This window comes from Rhodovulum sp. MB263 (assembly GCF_002073975.1).
Lineage (GTDB): Bacteria > Pseudomonadota > Alphaproteobacteria > Rhodobacterales > Rhodobacteraceae > Rhodovulum.
The window spans coordinates 2,621,873-2,640,050 of the sequence record NZ_CP020384.1 but is presented as its reverse complement, the minus strand read 5'-3'; the positions used below and the strand labels follow the sequence as shown (position 1 = coordinate 2,640,050).

The 18,178-nt window shown below is 68.9% G+C and carries 14 protein-coding genes and 1 tRNA gene; 10 read left to right on the top strand and 5 right to left on the bottom strand.

Going from position 1 to position 18,178, the window contains the following annotated elements:
• Positions 1–4 precede the first annotated feature (4 nt).
• The gene (locus B5V46_RS12345; protein ID WP_080616880.1) at positions 5–1,123 is read left to right on the top strand and encodes an ABC transporter permease; all 1,119 of its coding nucleotides are present in this window, start codon (positions 5–7) and stop codon (positions 1,121–1,123) included.
• Positions 1,124–1,561: 438 nt separating this feature from the next.
• On the opposite strand, the gene glmS is transcribed toward B5V46_RS12345, so the two are convergent.
• Positions 1,562–3,385 carry a glutamine--fructose-6-phosphate transaminase (isomerizing) gene (gene glmS / locus B5V46_RS12340; RefSeq protein WP_080616879.1) on the bottom strand — a complete coding sequence of 608 codons (1,824 nt, stop codon included), beginning with the start codon at positions 3,383–3,385 and terminating at the stop codon, positions 1,562–1,564.
• 42 nt (positions 3,386–3,427) lie between these two features.
• Positions 3,428–4,768 (bottom strand): bifunctional UDP-N-acetylglucosamine diphosphorylase/glucosamine-1-phosphate N-acetyltransferase GlmU, encoded by a 1,341-nt coding sequence (gene glmU, locus B5V46_RS12335; protein ID WP_080616878.1) that lies wholly within the window; start codon positions 4,766–4,768, stop codon positions 3,428–3,430.
• 126 nt (positions 4,769–4,894) lie between these two features.
• Between glmU and B5V46_RS12330 the strand changes: the two genes are divergently transcribed.
• From B5V46_RS12330 to B5V46_RS12315, 4 genes are all read left to right on the top strand, one after another.
• Positions 4,895–5,566, top strand: a complete 672-nt coding sequence (locus B5V46_RS12330; RefSeq protein WP_080616877.1) for an HAD-IA family hydrolase — start codon at positions 4,895–4,897, stop codon at positions 5,564–5,566.
• 3 nt (positions 5,567–5,569) lie between these two features.
• The gene (locus B5V46_RS12325) at positions 5,570–6,763 is read left to right on the top strand and encodes a DegT/DnrJ/EryC1/StrS aminotransferase family protein (RefSeq protein ID WP_080616876.1); all 1,194 of its coding nucleotides are present in this window, start codon (positions 5,570–5,572) and stop codon (positions 6,761–6,763) included.
• A 227-nt stretch (positions 6,764–6,990) separates the two neighbouring features.
• Positions 6,991–7,434: a MarR family winged helix-turn-helix transcriptional regulator gene (locus B5V46_RS12320; protein ID WP_080616875.1), complete on the top strand. Its 444-nt coding sequence runs from the start codon at positions 6,991–6,993 to the stop codon at positions 7,432–7,434.
• A complete protein-coding gene (locus B5V46_RS12315; RefSeq protein ID WP_080616874.1) occupies positions 7,427–9,721 on the top strand; it encodes an excinuclease ABC subunit UvrA in 2,295 nt (764 codons plus the stop codon). The genes B5V46_RS12320 and B5V46_RS12315 overlap by 8 nt, the downstream gene beginning before the upstream one ends.
• 1,107 nt (positions 9,722–10,828) lie before the next feature.
• Here the strand turns inward: B5V46_RS12315 and B5V46_RS12310 are convergent.
• On the bottom strand, positions 10,829–11,071 hold the full coding sequence (locus B5V46_RS12310) for a hypothetical protein (RefSeq protein ID WP_231119109.1): 243 nt from the start codon (positions 11,069–11,071) through the stop codon (positions 10,829–10,831).
• 760 nt (positions 11,072–11,831) lie between these two features.
• Entirely contained in the window at positions 11,832–12,926 is a 1,095-nt protein-coding gene (locus B5V46_RS12305; RefSeq protein ID WP_196774243.1) for an MFS transporter, read from the bottom strand.
• A 133-nt stretch (positions 12,927–13,059) separates the two neighbouring features.
• On the opposite strand from B5V46_RS12305, the gene B5V46_RS12300 reads away from it, so the two are divergent.
• Positions 13,060–13,842 carry a helix-turn-helix transcriptional regulator gene (locus B5V46_RS12300; RefSeq protein WP_196774242.1) on the top strand — a complete coding sequence of 261 codons (783 nt, stop codon included), beginning with the start codon at positions 13,060–13,062 and terminating at the stop codon, positions 13,840–13,842.
• 237 nt (positions 13,843–14,079) lie between these two features.
• Here the strand turns inward: B5V46_RS12300 and B5V46_RS12295 are convergent.
• Positions 14,080–14,167, bottom strand: a tRNA-Ser gene (locus B5V46_RS12295).
• 305 nt (positions 14,168–14,472) lie between these two features.
• On the opposite strand from B5V46_RS12295, the gene B5V46_RS12290 reads away from it, so the two are divergent.
• Genes B5V46_RS12290 through B5V46_RS12275 form a run of 4 tightly spaced genes read left to right on the top strand, consistent with a single transcriptional unit; the run spans position 14,473 to position 18,173 of the window.
• Positions 14,473–15,255, top strand: coding sequence for a hypothetical protein (locus B5V46_RS12290; protein ID WP_196774241.1), 783 nt, complete (start codon positions 14,473–14,475; stop codon positions 15,253–15,255).
• 2 nt (positions 15,256–15,257) lie between these two features.
• A complete protein-coding gene (locus tag B5V46_RS12285; RefSeq protein ID WP_196774240.1) occupies positions 15,258–16,421 on the top strand; it encodes a D-alanyl-D-alanine carboxypeptidase family protein in 1,164 nt (387 codons plus the stop codon).
• Position 16,422: 1 nt separating this feature from the next.
• Complete coding sequence (tmk, locus tag B5V46_RS12280; protein ID WP_080616870.1) at positions 16,423–17,049, top strand: dTMP kinase; 627 nt, start codon at positions 16,423–16,425, stop codon at positions 17,047–17,049.
• Positions 17,046–18,173, top strand: a complete 1,128-nt coding sequence (locus tag B5V46_RS12275) for a DNA polymerase III subunit delta' (RefSeq protein ID WP_080616869.1) — start codon at positions 17,046–17,048, stop codon at positions 18,171–18,173. The genes tmk and B5V46_RS12275 overlap by 4 nt, the downstream gene beginning before the upstream one ends.
• Positions 18,174–18,178 lie beyond the last annotated feature (5 nt).

Sequence of the window (18,178 nt, the reverse complement as noted above, 5' to 3'; positions counted from 1 at the left end):
GCCGATGCGAAGCCTGCTCAACACGCTGCGCCTGACGCTGAAGGAGCTGAGCGCGATCCGCCGCGACCGGGTGATGGTGGTGCTGATCCTCTATGTCTTCACCGTCGCGACCTGGATGGTCGCCAATGCGGCCTCGACCGAGATCCGCGATCTGGCGGTCGCGGTGGTCGACGAGGACCGCAGCCCGCTGTCGCACCGGCTGACCGACGCGATCCGGCCGCCGCTGTTCAGCGAGGCGCCGGTGCTGTCGCCCGAGGCGGCGGCCCGGGCCCAGCTGAAGGGGCGCTATGTCCTGGTGCTCTCGATCCCGCCCGATTTCGAGCGCGACCTGCTGTCGGGCCATGCCCCGAAGCTGATGCTGCTGGTCGATGCCACCGCCATGGCCCAGGCCGGCAACGGCGCGGCCTTCCTGCAGCAGTTGCTGGCGGCCGAGCTGCAGGACTATGCCGATCCGGGCGGGGACGGGACGGCCCCGGTCGATGTGGTGTTCCGCAACCGCTTCAATCCGAACCTGACCGCGACCTGGTTCACCTCGGTGATGCAGCTGATGAACAACGTCACCATCCTGACCCTGATCCTGTCGGGGGCGGCGATGATCCGCGAGCGCGAGCAGGGCACCATCGAACATGTGCTGGTGATGCCGGTCCGCCCGCACGAGATCGTGCTGTCGAAGATCCTGGCCTCGGGGCTCGTCATCCTGCTGGCCTCGGTCGCGAGCCTGGTGACGGTGATCCACTGGGGGCTTGGCGTGCCGCTGACCAATTCGCTCGGGCTCTATGCGCTGGGGGCGGCGGTCTATGTGGTCGCCGTCGGCAGCATCGGGCTGTTGCTGGCCACCTTCACCCGCAACATGGGCCAGTTCGGGCTGCTGGTGATCCCGGTCATCGTGGTGATGCTGCTGCTGTCGGGCGGGGTGACGCCGCTTGAATCCATGCCGGTCTGGATGCAGGCGGTGGTCCGGGCGGTCAGCCCCGCGCCGCATTTCGTCGCCTTCGCGCAATCGGTCCTCTATCGCGATGCGGGGGTCGCGCAGGTGGCGGGCGAGCTCTTGTGGATGGCGGCGATGGCGGCGCTGGCGCTGAGCGTGGTGCTGGTGCGGTTCCGCAAGGTGCTGTCGGGCTGAGCCGGAACCGCGCCGCCTTGCCCGGCGCCTCGTGCCCATGCCGCGATGAGGTTGGCCTGTCGGCGGAATGGGCATGGGCGCTTCCCTGCCGGATCAGCCTCCCTGGGGGCAATCGGGCTCGCGACGGCGCCGCCTTCGAGAGCGCCGCGCCGGGGTGGGCCCGCCCCGCCGCGATGCCGGGCTGCGGGTGGGATCTCCCGCGCCCCGCGCCGCCGGCGATGGTCCGCGTTCCGCACCGGATGCCTGTCCGCGCGCCCCGGAACGGGCGCGGCCGTCGCTTCACCGGGACGCTCGCCCGAGGCCCTGACAGAGGGCTTTCCGGGGCCGTCCGGGTCGTCTCGCAAGGCGCATCCGGACAGGGAATGGCCGACAAGGGCGCGGGCCTTGCCAGCCAATCCCGAAGGCCGGGTGCCGGGGCCGGGGCAGGGGCAGCGGCGGCTATTCGACGGTCACCGATTTCGCGAGATTGCGCGGCTGGTCGACATCGGTGCCCTTGGCGACGGCGGTGTGATAGGCCAGAAGCTGCACCGGCAGCGCATAGAGCATCGGCGCGAAGAGATCGGGCGCCTCGGGCAGGACCAGCGTTTCCCAGACGCCGCTCCCGGCTTCGGCCGCGCCGCGGGCATCGGTGATCAGCAGAACCGGGCCGCCACGCGCCATCACCTCCTGCATGTTCGAGACGGTCTTGTCGAACAGCCGGTCATAGGGCGCCATCACGATCACCGGCACGGTCTTCTCGACAAGCGCGATCGGGCCGTGCTTGAGTTCGCCACTGGCATAGCCCTCGGCATGGATATAGCTGATTTCCTTCAGCTTCAGCGCGCCTTCCAGCGCCAGCGGGTACATCGCGCCACGGCCGAGGAACAGCACGTCGGTGGCTTCGGCCAGGCGCGCGGCCAGACGCCGGATCGGCTCGTGCAGCGCAAGTGCCGCGTTGAACCTCCCCGGCATCGCCCTCAGCGCGGCGAGATGCAGGGCCAGATCCGCCGGGGCGAGCCGCCCGCGCTGCCGCGCGGCCTCGAGCGCCAGCAGCGCCAGCACGGCCAGCTGGCAGGTGAAGGCCTTGGTCGAGGCGACGCCGATTTCGGCGCCCGCAAGGATCGGCAGCGCCAGGTCGCTTTCGCGCGCGATCGAGCTTTCGGCGACATTCACCACCGAAACGATCCGGTCGGCCCGGTTCTTGCAGTAGCGCAGCGCGGCCAGCGTGTCGGCGGTTTCGCCCGACTGGCTGACGAAGATCGCCAGCGTGCCCTCGGGAATGGGCGGCTCGCGGTAGCGGAATTCCGAGGCCACATCTACATCGACCGGCAGCCCGGCCAGCCGCTCGACCCAGTACTTGGCGGTGAGGCAGGCCAGATAGGCGGTGCCGCAGGCGACCATGGTGATCCGGGTGATCCCCGAGAAGTCGATGCCGCCGCCGGGCAGGGCGATCTCGGTGCCCTCCTCGCCCAGATAATGGCGCAGCGCATCGCCCAGCACCGCGGGCTGCTCGGCGATCTCCTTGGCCATGAAATGCTTGTAGCCGCCCTTCTCGACCCGGGTGGCGTCGATCTCGATGGTGCGGATCTCGCGCGGGACCAGATCGCCCGTGGCGTCGAAGATCTCGACGCCCGCGCGGGTGACGACGGCGCGGTCGCCCTCTTCGAGATAGGTGATCCGGTTGGTCAGCGGGGCCAGCGCGATGGCATCCGAGCCCACGAACATCTCACCTTCGCCATGACCCACCGCCAGCGGCGAGCCCTTGCGGGCGGCGATCATCAGATCGTCCTCGCCCTCGAACAGGAACAAGAGCGCGAAGGCGCCTTCCAGCCGGTCGATGGCGCGGGCCGCGGCCTCGCGCGGCGTGAGCCCCTCGTCGAGATAGGTCTGGGCCAGATGCGCCACCGTCTCGGTATCGGTATCGCTTTCGAAGCCGATGCCGCGGGCGCCGAGCTCGTCACGGAGCGCGCGGAAATTCTCGATGATGCCGTTATGGACCACCGCGACCCGGCCCGCGCGCTGGGGATGGGCATTGGCGAGGGTGGGCGCGCCATGGGTGGCCCAGCGGGTATGGCCGATCCCGGCCTTGCCGGGCAGGGGCTCGTGGACCAGAAGGTCCGAGAGGTTGACAAGCTTCCCCACCGCCCGGCGGCGGTCGAGCCGCCCGGCATTGACGGTGGCGATCCCGGCGCTGTCATAGCCCCGGTATTCGAGCCGCCCCAGTGCCGCCACCAGCAGCGGCGCGGCCTCGTGATCTCCCAGAACGCCGACGATTCCGCACATGCGATTTGCTCCGTATGAGGCGGGATATCCCGCCTTCTGTCCCTATCGTTTTGCTTTTTCGGCCCGAAGGCGGTCCATCAGCCGCCGCGCGAGCCCCGGCTTGACTTGCTGGCGCGCGCGGCCGAGTGCCAGCGCGTTCTCGGGCACGTCCGAGGTGATGACAGAGCCCGAGGCGGTCATGGCATGGGCGCCGATCCGCACCGGCGCCACCAGCATCGTGTCCGAGCCGATGAAGGCATGGGCGCCGATCTCGGTGCGGTGCTTGAAGACGCCGTCGTAATTGCAGGTGACGGTGCCCGCGCCGATATTGGCCTGCTCGCCGATGGTGGCGTCGCCGATATAGGTCAGGTGGTTGACCTTGGCGCCCTCGGCCACCTGCGCATTCTTGATCTCGACGAAATTGCCGACCCTCACATCCTCGGCAAGTTCCGCGCCGGGGCGCAGGCGGGCGAAGGGCCCGACCACGGCGCCGCGGCTGACATGACAGCCTTCGAGATGCGAGAAGGCCCGGATCCGGGCACCGGATTCGACGGTGACATCGGGGCCGAAGATGACATCGGGCTCGATCACCGCGTCGCGGCCGATCACGGTGTCGAAGGCGAAGAAGACGGTTTCGGGCGCTGTCAGCGTCACGCCGTTCTCCAGCGCCTCGGCGCGGGCGCGGGCCTGGAAGGCCGCCTCGGCCGCGGCCAGGTCGGCGCGCGAATTGACGCCCAGCGTCTCGGCCTCGTCGCAGATCACGACACCGGCCGACAGCCCGCGCGCGCGGGCCAGCCCGACCACGTCGGTCAGGTAGTATTCGCCCGCCGCATTGTCGTTCGACAGCGCGCCGATCAGCTCGAACAGGGTCGCGCAATCGGCCGCGATCACGCCCGAATTGCACAGGGTCAGGGCGCGTTCGGCCTCGGTCGCGTCCTTGTATTCGACGATCCGGTCGAGCGTCTCGCCGGCCATCACCAGCCGCCCGTAGCGCTTGGGGTCGGCGGCATGAAAGCCCAGCACCACCACCGCATGATCGGCGCGCGCCGCCATCATCGCCTCGAGCGTCTCTGGCCGGATGAAGGGGGTGTCGCCGTAAAGCACGATCGCGTCGCCCGAAAACCCGTCCAGCGCGGGGCGGGCCTGGGCCACGGCATGGCCGGTGCCAAGCTGCTCGGTCTGCTCGACGACGGCGACCTCGGGGTCGATGTCGAGTGCCGCGACGCGCACCGCCTCGGCCTGATGTCCGGTCACGACGACGGTCAGGGCCGGGTCGAGCGCGCGGCCGGCCGCCATCGCATGGGCCAGAAGCGGCGCTCCGGCGACCTCGTGCAGCACCTTGGCACGGTCGGACATCATCCGGCTGCCCTGGCCGGCGGCCAGGAGGATCAGGGCGGTGGGCATGGGGGTATCTGCTCTTTCCTTTTTCTCGTCCCCCTTTTATCGCGGTTCCTGCGGTTCGCAACCGGCGGCCGGTTCACTTGGCATTTCGCTCTGTTACAGAGGCACGGACGGGAAAGAGAGGCACGCATGAGGACGGTGATCTTCGATCTGGACGGAACGCTGGCCGATACCAGCCGCGATCTGATCGACGCGGCCAATGCCTGCTTCGAGGCGCTGGGGCAGGGCGCTTTGCTCGATGCCGAGGCCGATGCGACGACCGCCTTCCTGGGCGGCCGGGCGATGCTTCAGCTCGGCTTCGAACGGCTGGGGCTGATCGGCGAAGACGCGCCGGTGGCCGAACAGTATCCGTTGTTCTTCGATCATTACGCGGCCGGGCTCGACCGCCATACCCGGCTTTATCCCGGTGCCGTCGAGGCGGTCGAGCGACTGCGCGAGGCGGGCATCGGGGTCGGGATCTGCACCAACAAGCCCACGGCGCTGGCTGAAGAGCTGATGACCCGGCTTGGCGTGCGCGGGCTGTTTGCCTCGCTGGTAGGTGCCGATACGCTGCCGGTGCGCAAGCCCGACCCGGCGCCTTATGCGCTGGCGGTCGAGCAGGCGGGCGGGCAGGTCGGCTGCTCGCTTCTGGTCGGCGATACCTTCACCGACCGCGCAACCGCGCGCGCCGCGGGCGTGCCCTGCGTGCTGGTCAGCTTCGGTCCGGCGGCGGACGAGATGCCCGGGCTGGAACCCGATGCCCTGATGGCCGATTATGCCGAGCTCGACGGCCTCGTCGCGAAGCTTCTGCCCGCGGCCTGAGCCATGGCGCCGCGCTTTTCCCGCAGCTTCACCCAGCAGGAGCCGCTCTCCGAGGCGGCGATCGAGGCGGCGGTCGCGGTGCTCCGGCACGGGCGGCTGCATCGCTACAATCTTGCCGGGGACGAGGCGGGCGAGGTGGCGCTGCTCGAAGAGGAGTTCGCGGCCTTCACCGGGGCGCGCTTCGCGCTGGCTGTGGCCTCGGGCGGCTATGCTCTGGCCACCGCGCTTCGCGCCCTGCAGGTCGGCCCCGGCGAGCCGGTCCTGACCAATGCCTTTACGCTGGCGCCGGTGCCGGGCGCGATTGCCAGCCTCGGCGCGCGGCCGGTGCTGGTCGAGGTCACGCCCGATCTGGTGATCGATCTGGGCCATCTCGAGGCCCGGATCGCCGAGACCGGGGCGCGGGTGCTGCTGCTGTCGCATATGCGCGGCCATATCTGCGACATGGACCGGCTGATGGCGATCTGCGACGGCGCGGGGGTCGCGGTGATCGAGGATTGCGCCCATACGATGGGGGCCGCCTGGAACGGGGTGCCGTCGGGGCGGCATGGCGCGATGGCCTGCTATTCGACCCAGACCTACAAGCATCTCAATTCGGGCGAGGGGGGCTTGCTGATCTCGGACGATCCCGGATTGATGGCCCGGGCGGTGCTGCTCTCGGGGTCCTACATGATGTATCCGCGCCACCGCGCAGCCCCGGCGCCCGAGCATTTCGAGGGGCTCCTGGCCGAAGTGCCGAATGTCTCGGGGCGGATGGATGCGCTGCGTGCCGCGATCCTGCGGCCGCAACTGGCCGGGCTGCCGGACCGTGTCGCGCGCTGGGAGGCGCTTTACCGCGCGCTCGAGGCGGGGCTTCGCGCCACGCCGGGGATCGCGCTGATCGCGCGGCCCGCCTGCGAGCGTTTCGTCGGCTCGTCCTTCCAGTTCCGGCTGCCCGGCTGGCCGCCCGGGCGCATCGCGGCCTTCCTGACCCGCGCCGCCGCGCGCGGGATCGAACTGAAATGGTTCGGCGCCGAGCAGCCGCAGGGCTTCACCTCGCGCTATGTCCATTGGGGCTATGCCGCGCCCGAGCCTTTGCCCCGGACCGACCGGGTGCTGGCCGGGCTGATCGATCTGCGGCTGCCGCTGACCTTTTCGTCCGCCGATTGCCGCGAGATCGCGGCGATCCTCGTTGAGGAACTCGCCGCGGATCGGGCCTAGGCGTCCCTGCTGCCGGCCCCGGCGACAGGCGGTCGGGCCTCGGCCCGTCCGGTCCGGGCGCGCCTGCGTTGTCCGCCTCTCGGGCAGGGGCTTCGCATCCTTCTTCCAAAAGCCCGGGCGCGCAGCGCAGGCCCGGGGCGTTCGCTGCAAGGGTGATGTCGAAAAGGGCATCATCCGGGCCGTGCAATGGCGTTGACGGGCGCTTTTTGCAGGAATATGATTTCCATATGGAAACCAATAATATCGATCCTCTCGAAAGCGCGCTGTCCTTGTTGCAGTGCGAGCTGGTTGCCCGACGCAATCGGTTCACACCCGAGACGGTGACCTGGGCCCAGTATGACGTTCTGGATGTCCTGCGCATCGAGGGGGCCCTGCGCCCGTCGGTCCTCAGCGACCGGCTTGGTGTCGCGCGTCCGCAGCTTTCGAAGGCATTGCGGGTGCTCAAGGATCTGGGGCTCGTGGATCAGGTCCCGGATGATGAGGACCGGCGTGTCCAGGCGACCATGCTCAGCGCAGAGGGCAGGGCCTTCATGGACCGCGCGGCCCTGCAGCGGCATGACGCCGCGCAGCGGGTGGCCTCGGTGATGACGCAGGGGGAACAGGCGATCTTCGCCGAGCTCTGCCGCAAGGCGGTCAGCGGGTTGCAGGCAGAGGTCTGCGCGGATGACTGACAGGCCGATGCGCATCCTGCGCGCACGCACGAACAATCTCCGGAATGTCTCGGTCGACATCCCCAAGGGCCGGATCGTGGTCTTCACCGGCGTTTCCGGTTCGGGGAAATCCTCGCTTCTGTTCGACACCATCGCCGCTGAATCCCAGCGCCAGCTGGCCGAGACCTATCCGAGCTTCGTGCGCAACCGGCTTCCGCATCATGTCCAGCCGGATGCGGATCGGCTAGAGAACCTGCCCGCCTCGATCATTGTCGATCAGCATCGTCTGGGCGGGAACCGTCGATCCACGGTCGGGACCGCAACCGAGATATATGCCCTGCTGCGGCTGCTCTTTTCCCGCATCGGCACGCCGCATGTGGGGGAATCCAGCCTGTTTTCCTTCAATAACCCCGACGGGATGTGCCCGCGATGTCAGGGGCTGGGAACGGTGCGCAGGATCGATCAGGCCGCCTTGTTCGACCGCGATCGCACGCTGGACGAGGGCGCGATCCTGTTCCCGGGGTTCGAACCGGGGGCGTGGCGCTGGAAACGCTATGCCCTGTCCGGCTTCTTCGATACCTCGAAGCCGCTTTCCGCCTATGGCGAGGCGGAATGGAGGCGCCTGACCGTCGAGGAGGGCACGCCGGTCACCGATCCGAAGCCGGGCTGGCCGAAAAGCACGGTTTACGAGGGCGTTCTGCCGCGCCTCCGGCGTTCGTTCCTCGACCGCGACGAGGCGGATCTGTCAGAGGCCGAGCGCGACGCCCTGAGCCGCATCACCCTCAGCGGGCCCTGCGAGGCCTGCGGCGGCGGCCGTCTCAATCCGGACGTGCTGTCCTGCCGGATCGCGGGGCGCAATATCGCGGATTGCGCGGCGATGGAGGCCAGCGATCTGCTGGAGTTCATTCGCGGGATCGATGTGCCGGAAATGCGTCCGGTTTTGTCCGCGCTGACCGAGAAGCTCGAGAGCATGATCGAGATCGGTCTCGACTATCTCAGTCTGGATCGCGGCACGTCCGGGCTCTCGGGCGGAGAGTCGCAGCGGATCAGGATGATCCGCCATCTCGGCAGCAGCCTTTCGGATATCGCCTATATCCTTGACGAGCCGAGCGTCGGGCTTCACGCCCGGGACGTGCATCATCTCGGCCAGTTGCTGCTTCGCCTTCGGGAAAAGGGCAACAGCGTCCTGCTGGTCGAGCATGACCCCGATCTGATCGCCATCGCCGATCACGTGGTCGATATGGGCCCCGGCGCCGGGACATCCGGCGGAACCATCGTCTATCAGGGGACGGTGGCCGGCCTGCGGCAGGCGGAGACCCCGACCGGCTGCGGCTTGCGCAAGTCTCATGACCTCAATCCGACGCCCCGCAGGCCAACCGGCTGGATCGGCCTGCGCAACCGGTCGATGTTCAACCTGCAGGATCTTTCCGTCGATATTCCCCTGGGCGTGATGACGGTGATCGCGGGGGTTGCGGGGTCCGGGAAATCCACGCTTGCCAGTCGCATATTGCCGGGATGCCGTGCCGATGTCGTCGTCATCGACCAGGCCGAGCTTCGCGGCTCGTCCCGCTCCACGCCTGCCAGCTATCTCGGCATCATGGACGATATCCGTCGGGAATTCGCCCGGTCGAGCGGAAAGCCCGTCGGGCTGTTCAGCACCAACGCGGCCGGTGGCTGTCCCGTCTGCAAGGGGCGCGGGACGGTCAGGACCGATCTGGCCTTTCTCGATGCGGTCGAGGCGCCATGCGAGGCCTGCGTCGGCTCGGGCTATGGCGTTGAAGCCCGGTCCATTCGGGTCGCGGGACATTCCATCGACCGGGTCATGGGGCTGCGCGCCCCGCAAGCCCGGGCCCTGTTTCGCAGTCACCGGGCGATCACGGAGGCGCTCGCGCGGCTGGAGCAGGTGGGGCTGGCCTATATGCAGATCGGGCAGCGCCTGTCGACCTTGTCGGGCGGCGAGCGGCAGAGGCTGAAACTGGCCGCCGAACTTGGGCGCGCTGGCCGTATCTACGTCATCGACGAGCCGACCTCGGGTCTTCACATGGCCGATGTCGAGCGTCTGATAAAGCTGTTCAGGACCCTCACCGAGCGGGGAATGACGCTGATCGTCGTCGAGCATAATCTCGACATGATCGCGGCTGCGGACCATGTCATCGAGATGGGCCCCGGTGCGGGGCGGCGCGGAGGTCGCATCATCTATCAGGGCGCCCCCGCCGGGCTGATCTCGGACAGCCTGTCGGTGACCGGGCCCTATCTGGCCAGGGCCTTCGGATGCCGTCCAGCGGCGGCGGCTTCCTCGTTGACATAGCGGCCGATCGCGGCGACGCGCCCGTCGGCCCGTGACATGGCGGATCGCCCCTGTGACCTGATCCTCGCCGAAGGAGGCTTTCGAACCCGATGGCGGGCGAAGGCATGGAGCAAGAGAGGCCGTTCGGTTTCGGAAGCCGTGGGGCCTGATCGACGCTGGATCTGTCCGGCTTGACGGCCCGGACTTTGCAGAACGCGTCGCGTGGCCCCGGAGGCATGGCGTGGGCGTCAAGGCCAGAGGATCGGCCATGTCCCATTGGTCCCGGCAGAATGGGCGAGGAGGCTCTGGCGCCGGACTGCGAAGCTGCAGGCCGTGTGCTGCCCCACGGACGGCATCCGCGATCTGAAGCAAGCCTTGCCTTCCGGCGGGCAGGCCGGTGGCGCGGGCGGGCAGGGCCAGCAACAGGCGTCGGCCGCGTGGGCATGTCAGCGGTCGAGGTGGTCGAGCGGGCGTCGGTCGCGGCCTCTTCGGCGCAGCACCGGAGCAGGGGGCATCTGCCCTTGTTGCCCCTATCGCGGCCGGCGGGGGCCGTCGTCCCGGGGGCGGTCGACATCCCCGGGCGGTCGGGTGCCGGGAGCGTCCTTCGGGCCGGATGGGCTCTGCCCGTAGCCGTCTCGGCGGCGCGCTCGATCCGGGCAGGATGGGCCATCCGCGACGACCCTTTCGGTCATCATTGGAACGCCGGATCTCCCGGCACTCCGACACCCCGTGGATGCCGGGGGCCGGCCGCATCCGGGTTCCCGCGCATCTGCAGGACCGCCGTTCGGGCGATCGCCTCCGGGGTCCGTTGCGGTTTCACTGTCAGCGCCGATCAGCCGGGGAAATCTGTTTCGTTGCGCCGGGCCTTCCCCTGGCGTCCTGCGCGCCAAGGCAATGAAAACTCCAGGGAGAGGGCCTTTGGAAAGAGGCGGCATTCCGGTCTCTACCTTTCGCAGAAATGATCGGCATCCGAATGACGGCGTCGATCCGGGTGTCTGCTTGCCTGATGCGGTATCTTCCAGCTGGACGGCGCCACGAACGCGCGCGTCCCGCCCGGAGGATCGGGGCGGCTGGACGCGCCAGACTGCAGCAAATCACGGGTTTCAGAATGCCTGCGGAGGGCAAGGCTCAGGGCCTGCCGTCCTCCGCCTCCCCGGTGGGCGTCGGGTCGTTGTAGTCATCGGGGTTGAACTCTTCCGGATCGAAAGCCTCGTCTTCCTGGCCGATTCCGGTCACGTAGGATGTCCCCGTCTCTTCATCGAACACCAGGCCATAGGTGGCACGGCCGTCCGATTTGAACCGGAGGTATTCGTGGAAGCCGGCATAGAGGAAAGCCAGCACGAACGGGGTCAGGATCAGGGCGGTGAGCATATGAGCGTCGATGGATGGCTCCTTTCAGGGCTGATCCGCAGGATGGGCTTTGTGACGGCGATATAGCACCAATCCGGGGAAGATTCGAATCGTCCTCGCTGAAGACGATCCGGGGCTCCCGTCGGTTCGGGCGCAGCAGGCGTTGCACCGGCCTGCCGAGCCCTCTTCCGAAGGTCCGGCATGGCGCAAGGTTGCCCGTGGGATCGGGGGATATCGGCTGGCCTTCGGCCCGGGGGCTTCGCAACATCCCTCGAATGGCGATCAGCCCCTCCCGCTCCGATTTCGGCCCTGCATCAATCGGCCCCGGTCGCCTCGGCCCTCCGCAGAAAAGATATGTCCGACTGTCCCGCAAGCATGCGGCCCTCTGTGCGACCCGTGGGACGGCCCTCGGTGCCGGACCGGGCCGCGATCCGGGCCCCCGCGCGAGGGGGCGATTGCGCGCCTTCCGTCCGGAGGGCATCTGTCCTGCAGCACTGCCGTGAGATCCGAATTCTCCGGCGAGAGTCCGGTGCCGTCGCGGGCATGGATCGGCGCCTTGCAGCCCTGTCCTGCCCGCTCTTCCAAACCGGATGCGCTCGGATCGGAAGCCTGGCCCCCTGACGCGAGCGCGGCTGCGATGCCCCCCACCGCGCGATCCTTGCGCCTCGCAGCCCTGTCGACCAGCGAAGGGGGCTTTCCGGCGGGAGGGCAGCGCCGCCGAGACGGTGCGCTGCGAGAGCCTGCGCGCCACCCGGCTCGCTGGCGCCTGCTTGCCCGGAGATCATCTGTCCGCCCCGGAAGGCCGCCGGATGGCAAGCGCCGCAAGCATGGCGCAGGCGAGGAGGAGAAGATCCAGCCTCTGCCCCCAGCCGGCGATTGCGAGGCCCAGCCCGAGGAGCGTGTAGTAGAGCAGGCTCAGGATCGCGCCCGCGGTGCCGAGCCTGTCGGCGTAGTTCCGCAAGGCCTCTGCAAGGATGTTCGGGATTGCAATGGCATAGGCCAGGGCGACGATGGCCGTCCCGATCAGGAAGGCCGGGCCGGATGCCAGCAGGGTCACCAGAAGCGCACCGAGTGTCAGCAGAAGGACACCATATCCGACGATCTGTCCGGGGCTTTTGCCGCGCCGCAGCAGACGTGAATTCGCATATGCGCCCAGCAGCGAGGCCGCCGCCAGCACAAGGCCGCTTTGCCCGAATTCCAGCCAGCGGTTTTCCAGGCGCTCGAACAGGAAGGGGCCGAGCTGATAATATCCGAAGATGGCGAGGTTGAAGGCCGCGATCAACACCGCATTGCGCCAGATTTGGCCGTCCCGCGACATGTCCCGCACTGTCGGCAGAAACCGCTGCGGCGGAATTTCGGCAGGCCGCGTTTCGGGCCAGAAGGCAAGGCTCAGGGCGAACAGGGCAATCGCAAGCAGGCCAAGCCCGGCGAACAGGCCCCGGTGACCGGCATGGGAGGAGATCGCCTGCCCGAGGAGCATGCCGATGGCCGGGCTGACCGCGAGGGCGAGGCCCAGCAGGGCGAAGACGCGGGAGAGCTCGGTGCCGCGGTAGCTGTCGCGCAGCGAGGTCTGCGTGACGATCGAGCCGACCGCCGCGCCGAAGGCCGAGAGGAGCCGTGCGATCAGGAGGTGCGGAAACGCCGTCGCGATCAGGGCCCAACCCGCGCCGAGGGCATAAAGCGCAAGGCCTGCAAGCAATGCGGGACGGCGGCCGATGAGGTCGCAGAGCCGTCCCCAGCCGACCACGCCGAGGGCGAAGGCGACGAACCACAAGGACAGGGTCTGCGCGGCCTCTTCGGGCGTGGCGCGATAGGCCGAAGCGATCAGCGGCAGGGCGGGGCTGTAGATGGTCTCGACGATCTGAGGGAAGCTCAAAAGGAGCATTACAAGCGCGAGGGGCGGATGGCGGAACATGGCGGAACCCGGATTCTGTTGCGTTCCGCGTGCTCTATCGCGTTGCCATTTCGCCGGTTACAAACATAATGTCAAAATACATCTGAAATCGGACATGGGGGGAAGCGCCGTGGCATGGCTGGCACCGTCGGACCCGTTCGATGTCGACCGACTGGCCCGGCCGGTCGTCGGCATCGCCTCGCGCATGGTTCAGCACGATTCCGGTTGGCACAGCCATGCGCGTGGCCAGCTGCTTTTCGCCCATGCAGGATCGATCCGGATCAGGCTGCCTGACGCGACCTCGATCCTGCCGCCGATCCGGATGGCATGGATCCCGCCCGGAACGCCGCATCGCGTCACCATCCGCAGCGAGGTTGAATACCGTTCCATCTATCTCGACGGGACCCGTGTCGCCGTACCCTTTGCCGGGACGGCGATCGTCGCGATGACCCCGCTGTTGCGCGAGGTGTTCGAACGCATGAGCCTGCAGACCTTCGACACGGACTGGTCTGCGGGAGTGGCGCGGAATTTGCTGGCGGTCTGTCTGGATGAGCTTGCCACGGCGCGGCATGAACCCATGCTGCTGCCGGTGCCCTCCGATCCGCGTCTGGCCCGGCTCGATCTCGACGAGCTTCCGCCGGGGCTGGAGGTCCTGTCGGGCCGCATCGCCGTCACCGCGCGGACGATCTCGCGCATCTTCCGCCGCGAGACGGGCATGAGCTATCAGGCATGGCGGCAAAGCTGGCGGCTCCTGCGGGCGGTGGACCTGCTTGCCTCGGGGCTTGGCGTGACGCGGGTGGCATCGGAACTGGGCTTCTCGAGCGACAGCGCCTTCATCGCATTCTTCCGGCAGATGACGGGCGAGACGCCCAGGCGCTATATCGACAAGGAGGGATGATGGGGATTGCACGAGGGGCGACGACCGAGGGGAAGGTGCGAAATCGCGGCCGCGCGGCAAAACGGGACAGGCGTCGTGGCGAAGGGCCTGTCTGGTGTCGCGGTTGGCGCCGGTCTCCCGTTGGTGGCGCTTTCCCCTGACCGGTGGAAGACCCGGCCCGCGCCGAGGGTCTCACCGGATCGCGGGTTTGATGCGGGGTGGCCTTTCGTCCCGGTTAAATCAATGTCTTATGGATCTTGGCGGATGAGGTGGGATTCGAACCCACGGAACCTTTCGGTTCGCTGGTTTTCAAGACCAGTGCCTTCGACCGCTCGGCCACTCATCCTTATGTCGCTGTCGCATTTTGGGCCTGACCCAAGGAGAGGTGGCCGCCGGTCCGGACAGTGCAGATCAGACTTACCCGCTCGGCCCCGGGGCGACAACTGCCTTCTCTCTCCCCAAGGGGCGTTGGGGGAATCGCGGCGCGGGGACGGGGATGGGGACGGGAAAAGCGATGGGGAGGCGGCTTTTCTTGCAGGCGCTCCGGGGCTATGCTTTCAGACATCGTCCCGAGGCGCGGGCCGGTCGGCCCGGCACCCCGGGCGCGAAGACGACGCAGCATGGTGAACCTGCGCGAAAGAGGGGCAAGGCATGCAAGCATATCGGATGGCGCCTGTGGCGGTCCTTCCGGGCGCTGCGGGCGGTTTGGCCGCCTGCCAGATGGGCGCCGGTACCGGGTTTTTCAGGACAGGCGGCCCCCGTGCTGCGCCTGCCCATCCTGCGCCTGTCCGGGTCGAGCCTGCCATTGCCGCGGCGGCGGAAGACGAGAAGGTCGAGGCGCCGGAGATCTTCCATGTCGAGAAGGCCGGGTTCCGGGACGGACGGTCCGCGCCGGCCGGGCTCCGCGGTGCGCCTCCCGATGCGGCCGTTCCCGGAGGCGTTCCGATCCTCAATTCCGGAACCGGCCGGTCGGCTGCGGGGACGCTGCTCCGACGCGAAGGCGCCCCCCGAGGGCGGCGGCTGCGGGTGTCCTTGAAAGCCGCGGCGCAGATCGGGCTGCCGGAAGGGACGCCGTCCGGGATCGCCGTCTCCGCGCTCCGGCGCGCGCCTGTGCGGCAGGCTGCGGTCCGGAGAGCAGAGGCCCCGGGCGCGGAAGCGGGCAAGGGCGGTTTCGTGCTGCTGGCCACGTCCGAGAGCGCCGACGGGGCAGCGGCGAGGGGCGTGCGGTTCGGCAAGGCCGGGCTCTCGGCCGAAATCCGCGCGCCGGATCCGGGAGGGCGGCGGCTCTGGCGCGTCGTCGCCGGTCCCGCTAAGACCGAAGCCGACCGGACGGCGCTGATCGGGGCGGTGCGCGGGCCGGGCCGGGCCGTGACGATGCCTGTGCCGTCAACCGCTGAGCCGTCCCTGCGACGCCGGACCCAATGCGAGAGGTGACCATGCGACCGACCTTCCTGTCCGCCCTTGCCGGGGCCCTTTCCCTGCTGGCGCTTGCCGCTCCGGCCCAGGCCAGTTTCGAGACCCGGGCGGGCGCTGCCTATGTCGTCGACCAGTCGACCGGCACCGTGCTCTTGTCGAAGAATGCCGATCAGCCGGTGCCGCCGGCCTCGATGTCCAAGCTGATGACGCTGAACATGCTGTTCGAGGCGCTGCGCGACGGCCGGGTGACGCTCGAGACCCAGTTCTCGGTCTCGTCCAGGGCGATGGCGATGGGCGGCTCGACGATGTTTCTCAACGAGCGCGACCGGCCGACCGTCGAGGACCTGATCCAGGGCATCATCGTGCAGTCGGGCAACGATGCCTGCGTGGTGGTGGCCGAGGGGCTGGCGGGCACCGAAGAGGCCTTCGCCCGGCTGATGACCGAGCGCGCCCATGTGCTGGGCATGACCAATTCGACCTTCGCCAATGCCAGCGGCTGGCCGCATCCCAACCAGCGCATGAGCATGCATGATCTGGGCGTTCTGGCGATGCGGCTGATCGACGAGTTTCCCGAATATTACGGTTTCTTCGGCGAGCAGGAATACGATTATGACGGCCGCGCGCCGCAGAACCGCTTCAACCGCAACCCGCTTCTGAAGCTCGGGATCGGCGCCGACGGGCTGAAGACCGGCCATACCGAGGAGGCGGGCTATGGGCTCGTCGGTTCGGCGCTGCAGAACGGGCGGCGGGTCACCTTCGTGGTCTCGGGGCTGGACAGTTCCGAGCAGCGCGCCGAGGAAGGCGAGCGGATCATCAACTGGGCGTTCCGCCAGTTCGTCCAGCGCGACGTTCTGCGCCGGGGCGAACGGCTGGCCGAGACCGATGTCTGGATGGGCGAGATCGAGAAGGTCGGCCTTGTCGCCCGCGACGATCTGGAAGTGCTGCTGCCCGCCGTCGTGCGCGACACGGTCGAGGCCGAGGTGCATTACCACGATCCGGTGCTGGCGCCGATCGCGGCCGGCCAGGAGCTGGGCGAGCTGGTGATCCAGCGTCCCGACATGGAGCCCCTGAGGGTGCCGCTGGTGGCCGAGCGCGACGTGGCGCGGGGAGGCTTCGTGCCGCGGCTGCGGACCGCGACCGAGGTGATCCTGCGCTGGGCCGAAGAGAAGGCCGCCGATCTCTGAGATGGGCAGGGGCGCGCGGTTCATCAGTTTCGAGGGTATCGACGGTTCGGGCAAATCGACCCAGGCGCGCCGGCTTGCCGAGCGGTTGCGCGGCCAGGGCCGCGAGGTCGTGCTGACGCGCGAGCCCGGCGGCAGTCCGGGGGCCGAGCAGATCCGGCGGCTGGTGCTCGAGGGCGACCCCGACCGCTGGTCGCCCGAGACCGAGCTTCTTCTGTTCACGGCGGCCCGGCGCGACCATCTGGAAAGGACGGTCCGTCCCGCGCTCGATCGCGGTGCGGTGGTGATCTGCGACCGCTTCGCCGATTCCACCCGGATCTATCAGGGCATCACCCGGGGAGACCTGCGGGCCATGGTGGACCGGCTGCACGATCTGATGATCGGCTGCGAGCCCGACCTGACCTTCCTTCTCGACATGCCCCCCGAGACCGGGCTTGCGCGGGCCAGGGGGCGCAACGGGCATGAGGAGCGGTTCGAGGATTTCGGCGAGGCGTTGCAGGCCCGCAGCCGCCAGGGCTTTCTGGACCTTGCCGCCGAGTTTCCCGGCCGCTGCCGCGTGATCGCGGCCGACCGCGCGCCCGAAGAGGTTGCCCGCGACATCGCCCGGCTGACGGACGAGGCGCTGGCATGAGCGAGGCCGAGCTTCCCGAACCCGACCGGATCGAGGGCGCGCCGCATCCGCGCGACACGCTCCGCCTGATCGGCCAGGAGGCCGCCGAGGCCGCGTTCCTCGAGGCCTTCGCGGGCGGGCGGATGCATCACGGCTGGCTGATCACCGGGCCGCGCGGGGTGGGCAAGGCGACGCTGGCCTGGTCGGTCGCGCGCTTTCTGCTGACCCGGCCCGCAGCGGCAGAGGGCGCGGGGCTTTTCGGGGCCGCGCCCGCGCCCGACAGTCTTGCGGTTCCGGCAGATCACCCGGTCGCGCGGCGGATGGCGGCGCAATCCGAGCCCGGGCTTTTCGTGCTCCGGCGGGGGTCCAACGACAAGGGCAACGCGCTGTCGGCCGAGATCCGGGTCGACGATGTGCGGCGGCTGAAATCCTTCTTCGCGCTGTCCTCGGCCGAGGGCGGACGGCGGGTGGTGATCGTCGATTCCGCCGACGAGATGAATGTGAGCGCGGCCAATGCGCTGCTGAAACTCCTGGAGGAGCCGCCCGCGAATGCGACGCTGCTGCTGGTCAGCCATTCGCCCGCGCGGCTTCTGCCGACGATCCGCTCGCGCTGCCGCGAGCTCCGGCTGGGGCCGCTCGGGCCTGCCGAGATGGCAGAGGCGCTGGCGCAGGCGGGGCAGGATGACAGCCATGGCGCCGCGCTGGCCGAACTGTCGGGCGGCTCGGTCGGCGAGGCGATCCGGCTGGCCCGGCAGGACGGTCTTGCGCTTTATGCCGATCTGGTGGCGCTTCTGGCCGGGCATCCCCGGCTCGACCGGATGCGGCTTCTGAAAATTGCCGAAAGCACGGCGGGGAGGGGCGCGGAAGGGCGTTTCGATCTGGTGCTGAGGCTGATCGAACTGGCGCTGACCCGGCTGGCCCGGACCGGCGCCACCGGCACCCCCCCGCCCGAGGCCGCGGCAGGCGAGGCCGCGCTTCTGACCCGGCTGGCCCCCGATGCCCATGCGGCGCGGGTCTGGGCCGAAGCCGCGCAGGAACTGACTGCGCGCGCCCGCCAGGGCCGGGCGGTGAACCTTGACCCGGCTTCCCTCATCCTCGATACGGTTCTCAGACTGGACGAGACCGCCGGCCGACTGGCCGCCTGAGGCGA

Excerpts from the sequence above, each read along its gene's own strand:
- B5V46_RS12275 (WP_080616869.1), top strand. The coding sequence starts at position 17,046 with ATGAGCGAGGCCGAGCTTCCCGAACCCGACCGGATCGAGGGCGCGCCG.
- B5V46_RS12315 (WP_080616874.1), top strand. The coding sequence starts at position 7,427 with ATGACTGACAGGCCGATGCGCATCCTGCGCGCACGCACGAACAATCTC.
- B5V46_RS12310 (WP_231119109.1), bottom strand. The coding sequence starts at position 11,071 with ATGCTCACCGCCCTGATCCTGACCCCGTTCGTGCTGGCTTTCCTCTAT.
- B5V46_RS12345 (WP_080616880.1), top strand. The coding sequence starts at position 5 with ATGCGAAGCCTGCTCAACACGCTGCGCCTGACGCTGAAGGAGCTGAGC.
- glmS (WP_080616879.1), bottom strand. The coding sequence starts at position 3,385 with ATGTGCGGAATCGTCGGCGTTCTGGGAGATCACGAGGCCGCGCCGCTG.
- B5V46_RS12290 (WP_196774241.1), top strand. The coding sequence starts at position 14,473 with ATGCAAGCATATCGGATGGCGCCTGTGGCGGTCCTTCCGGGCGCTGCG.
- glmU (WP_080616878.1), bottom strand. The coding sequence starts at position 4,768 with ATGCCCACCGCCCTGATCCTCCTGGCCGCCGGCCAGGGCAGCCGGATG.
- B5V46_RS12300 (WP_196774242.1), top strand. The coding sequence starts at position 13,060 with ATGGGGGGAAGCGCCGTGGCATGGCTGGCACCGTCGGACCCGTTCGAT.
- B5V46_RS12325 (WP_080616876.1), top strand. The coding sequence starts at position 5,570 with ATGGCGCCGCGCTTTTCCCGCAGCTTCACCCAGCAGGAGCCGCTCTCC.
- B5V46_RS12285 (WP_196774240.1), top strand. The coding sequence starts at position 15,258 with ATGCGACCGACCTTCCTGTCCGCCCTTGCCGGGGCCCTTTCCCTGCTG.
- tmk (WP_080616870.1), top strand. The coding sequence starts at position 16,423 with ATGGGCAGGGGCGCGCGGTTCATCAGTTTCGAGGGTATCGACGGTTCG.
- B5V46_RS12330 (WP_080616877.1), top strand. The coding sequence starts at position 4,895 with ATGAGGACGGTGATCTTCGATCTGGACGGAACGCTGGCCGATACCAGC.
- B5V46_RS12320 (WP_080616875.1), top strand. The coding sequence starts at position 6,991 with ATGGAAACCAATAATATCGATCCTCTCGAAAGCGCGCTGTCCTTGTTG.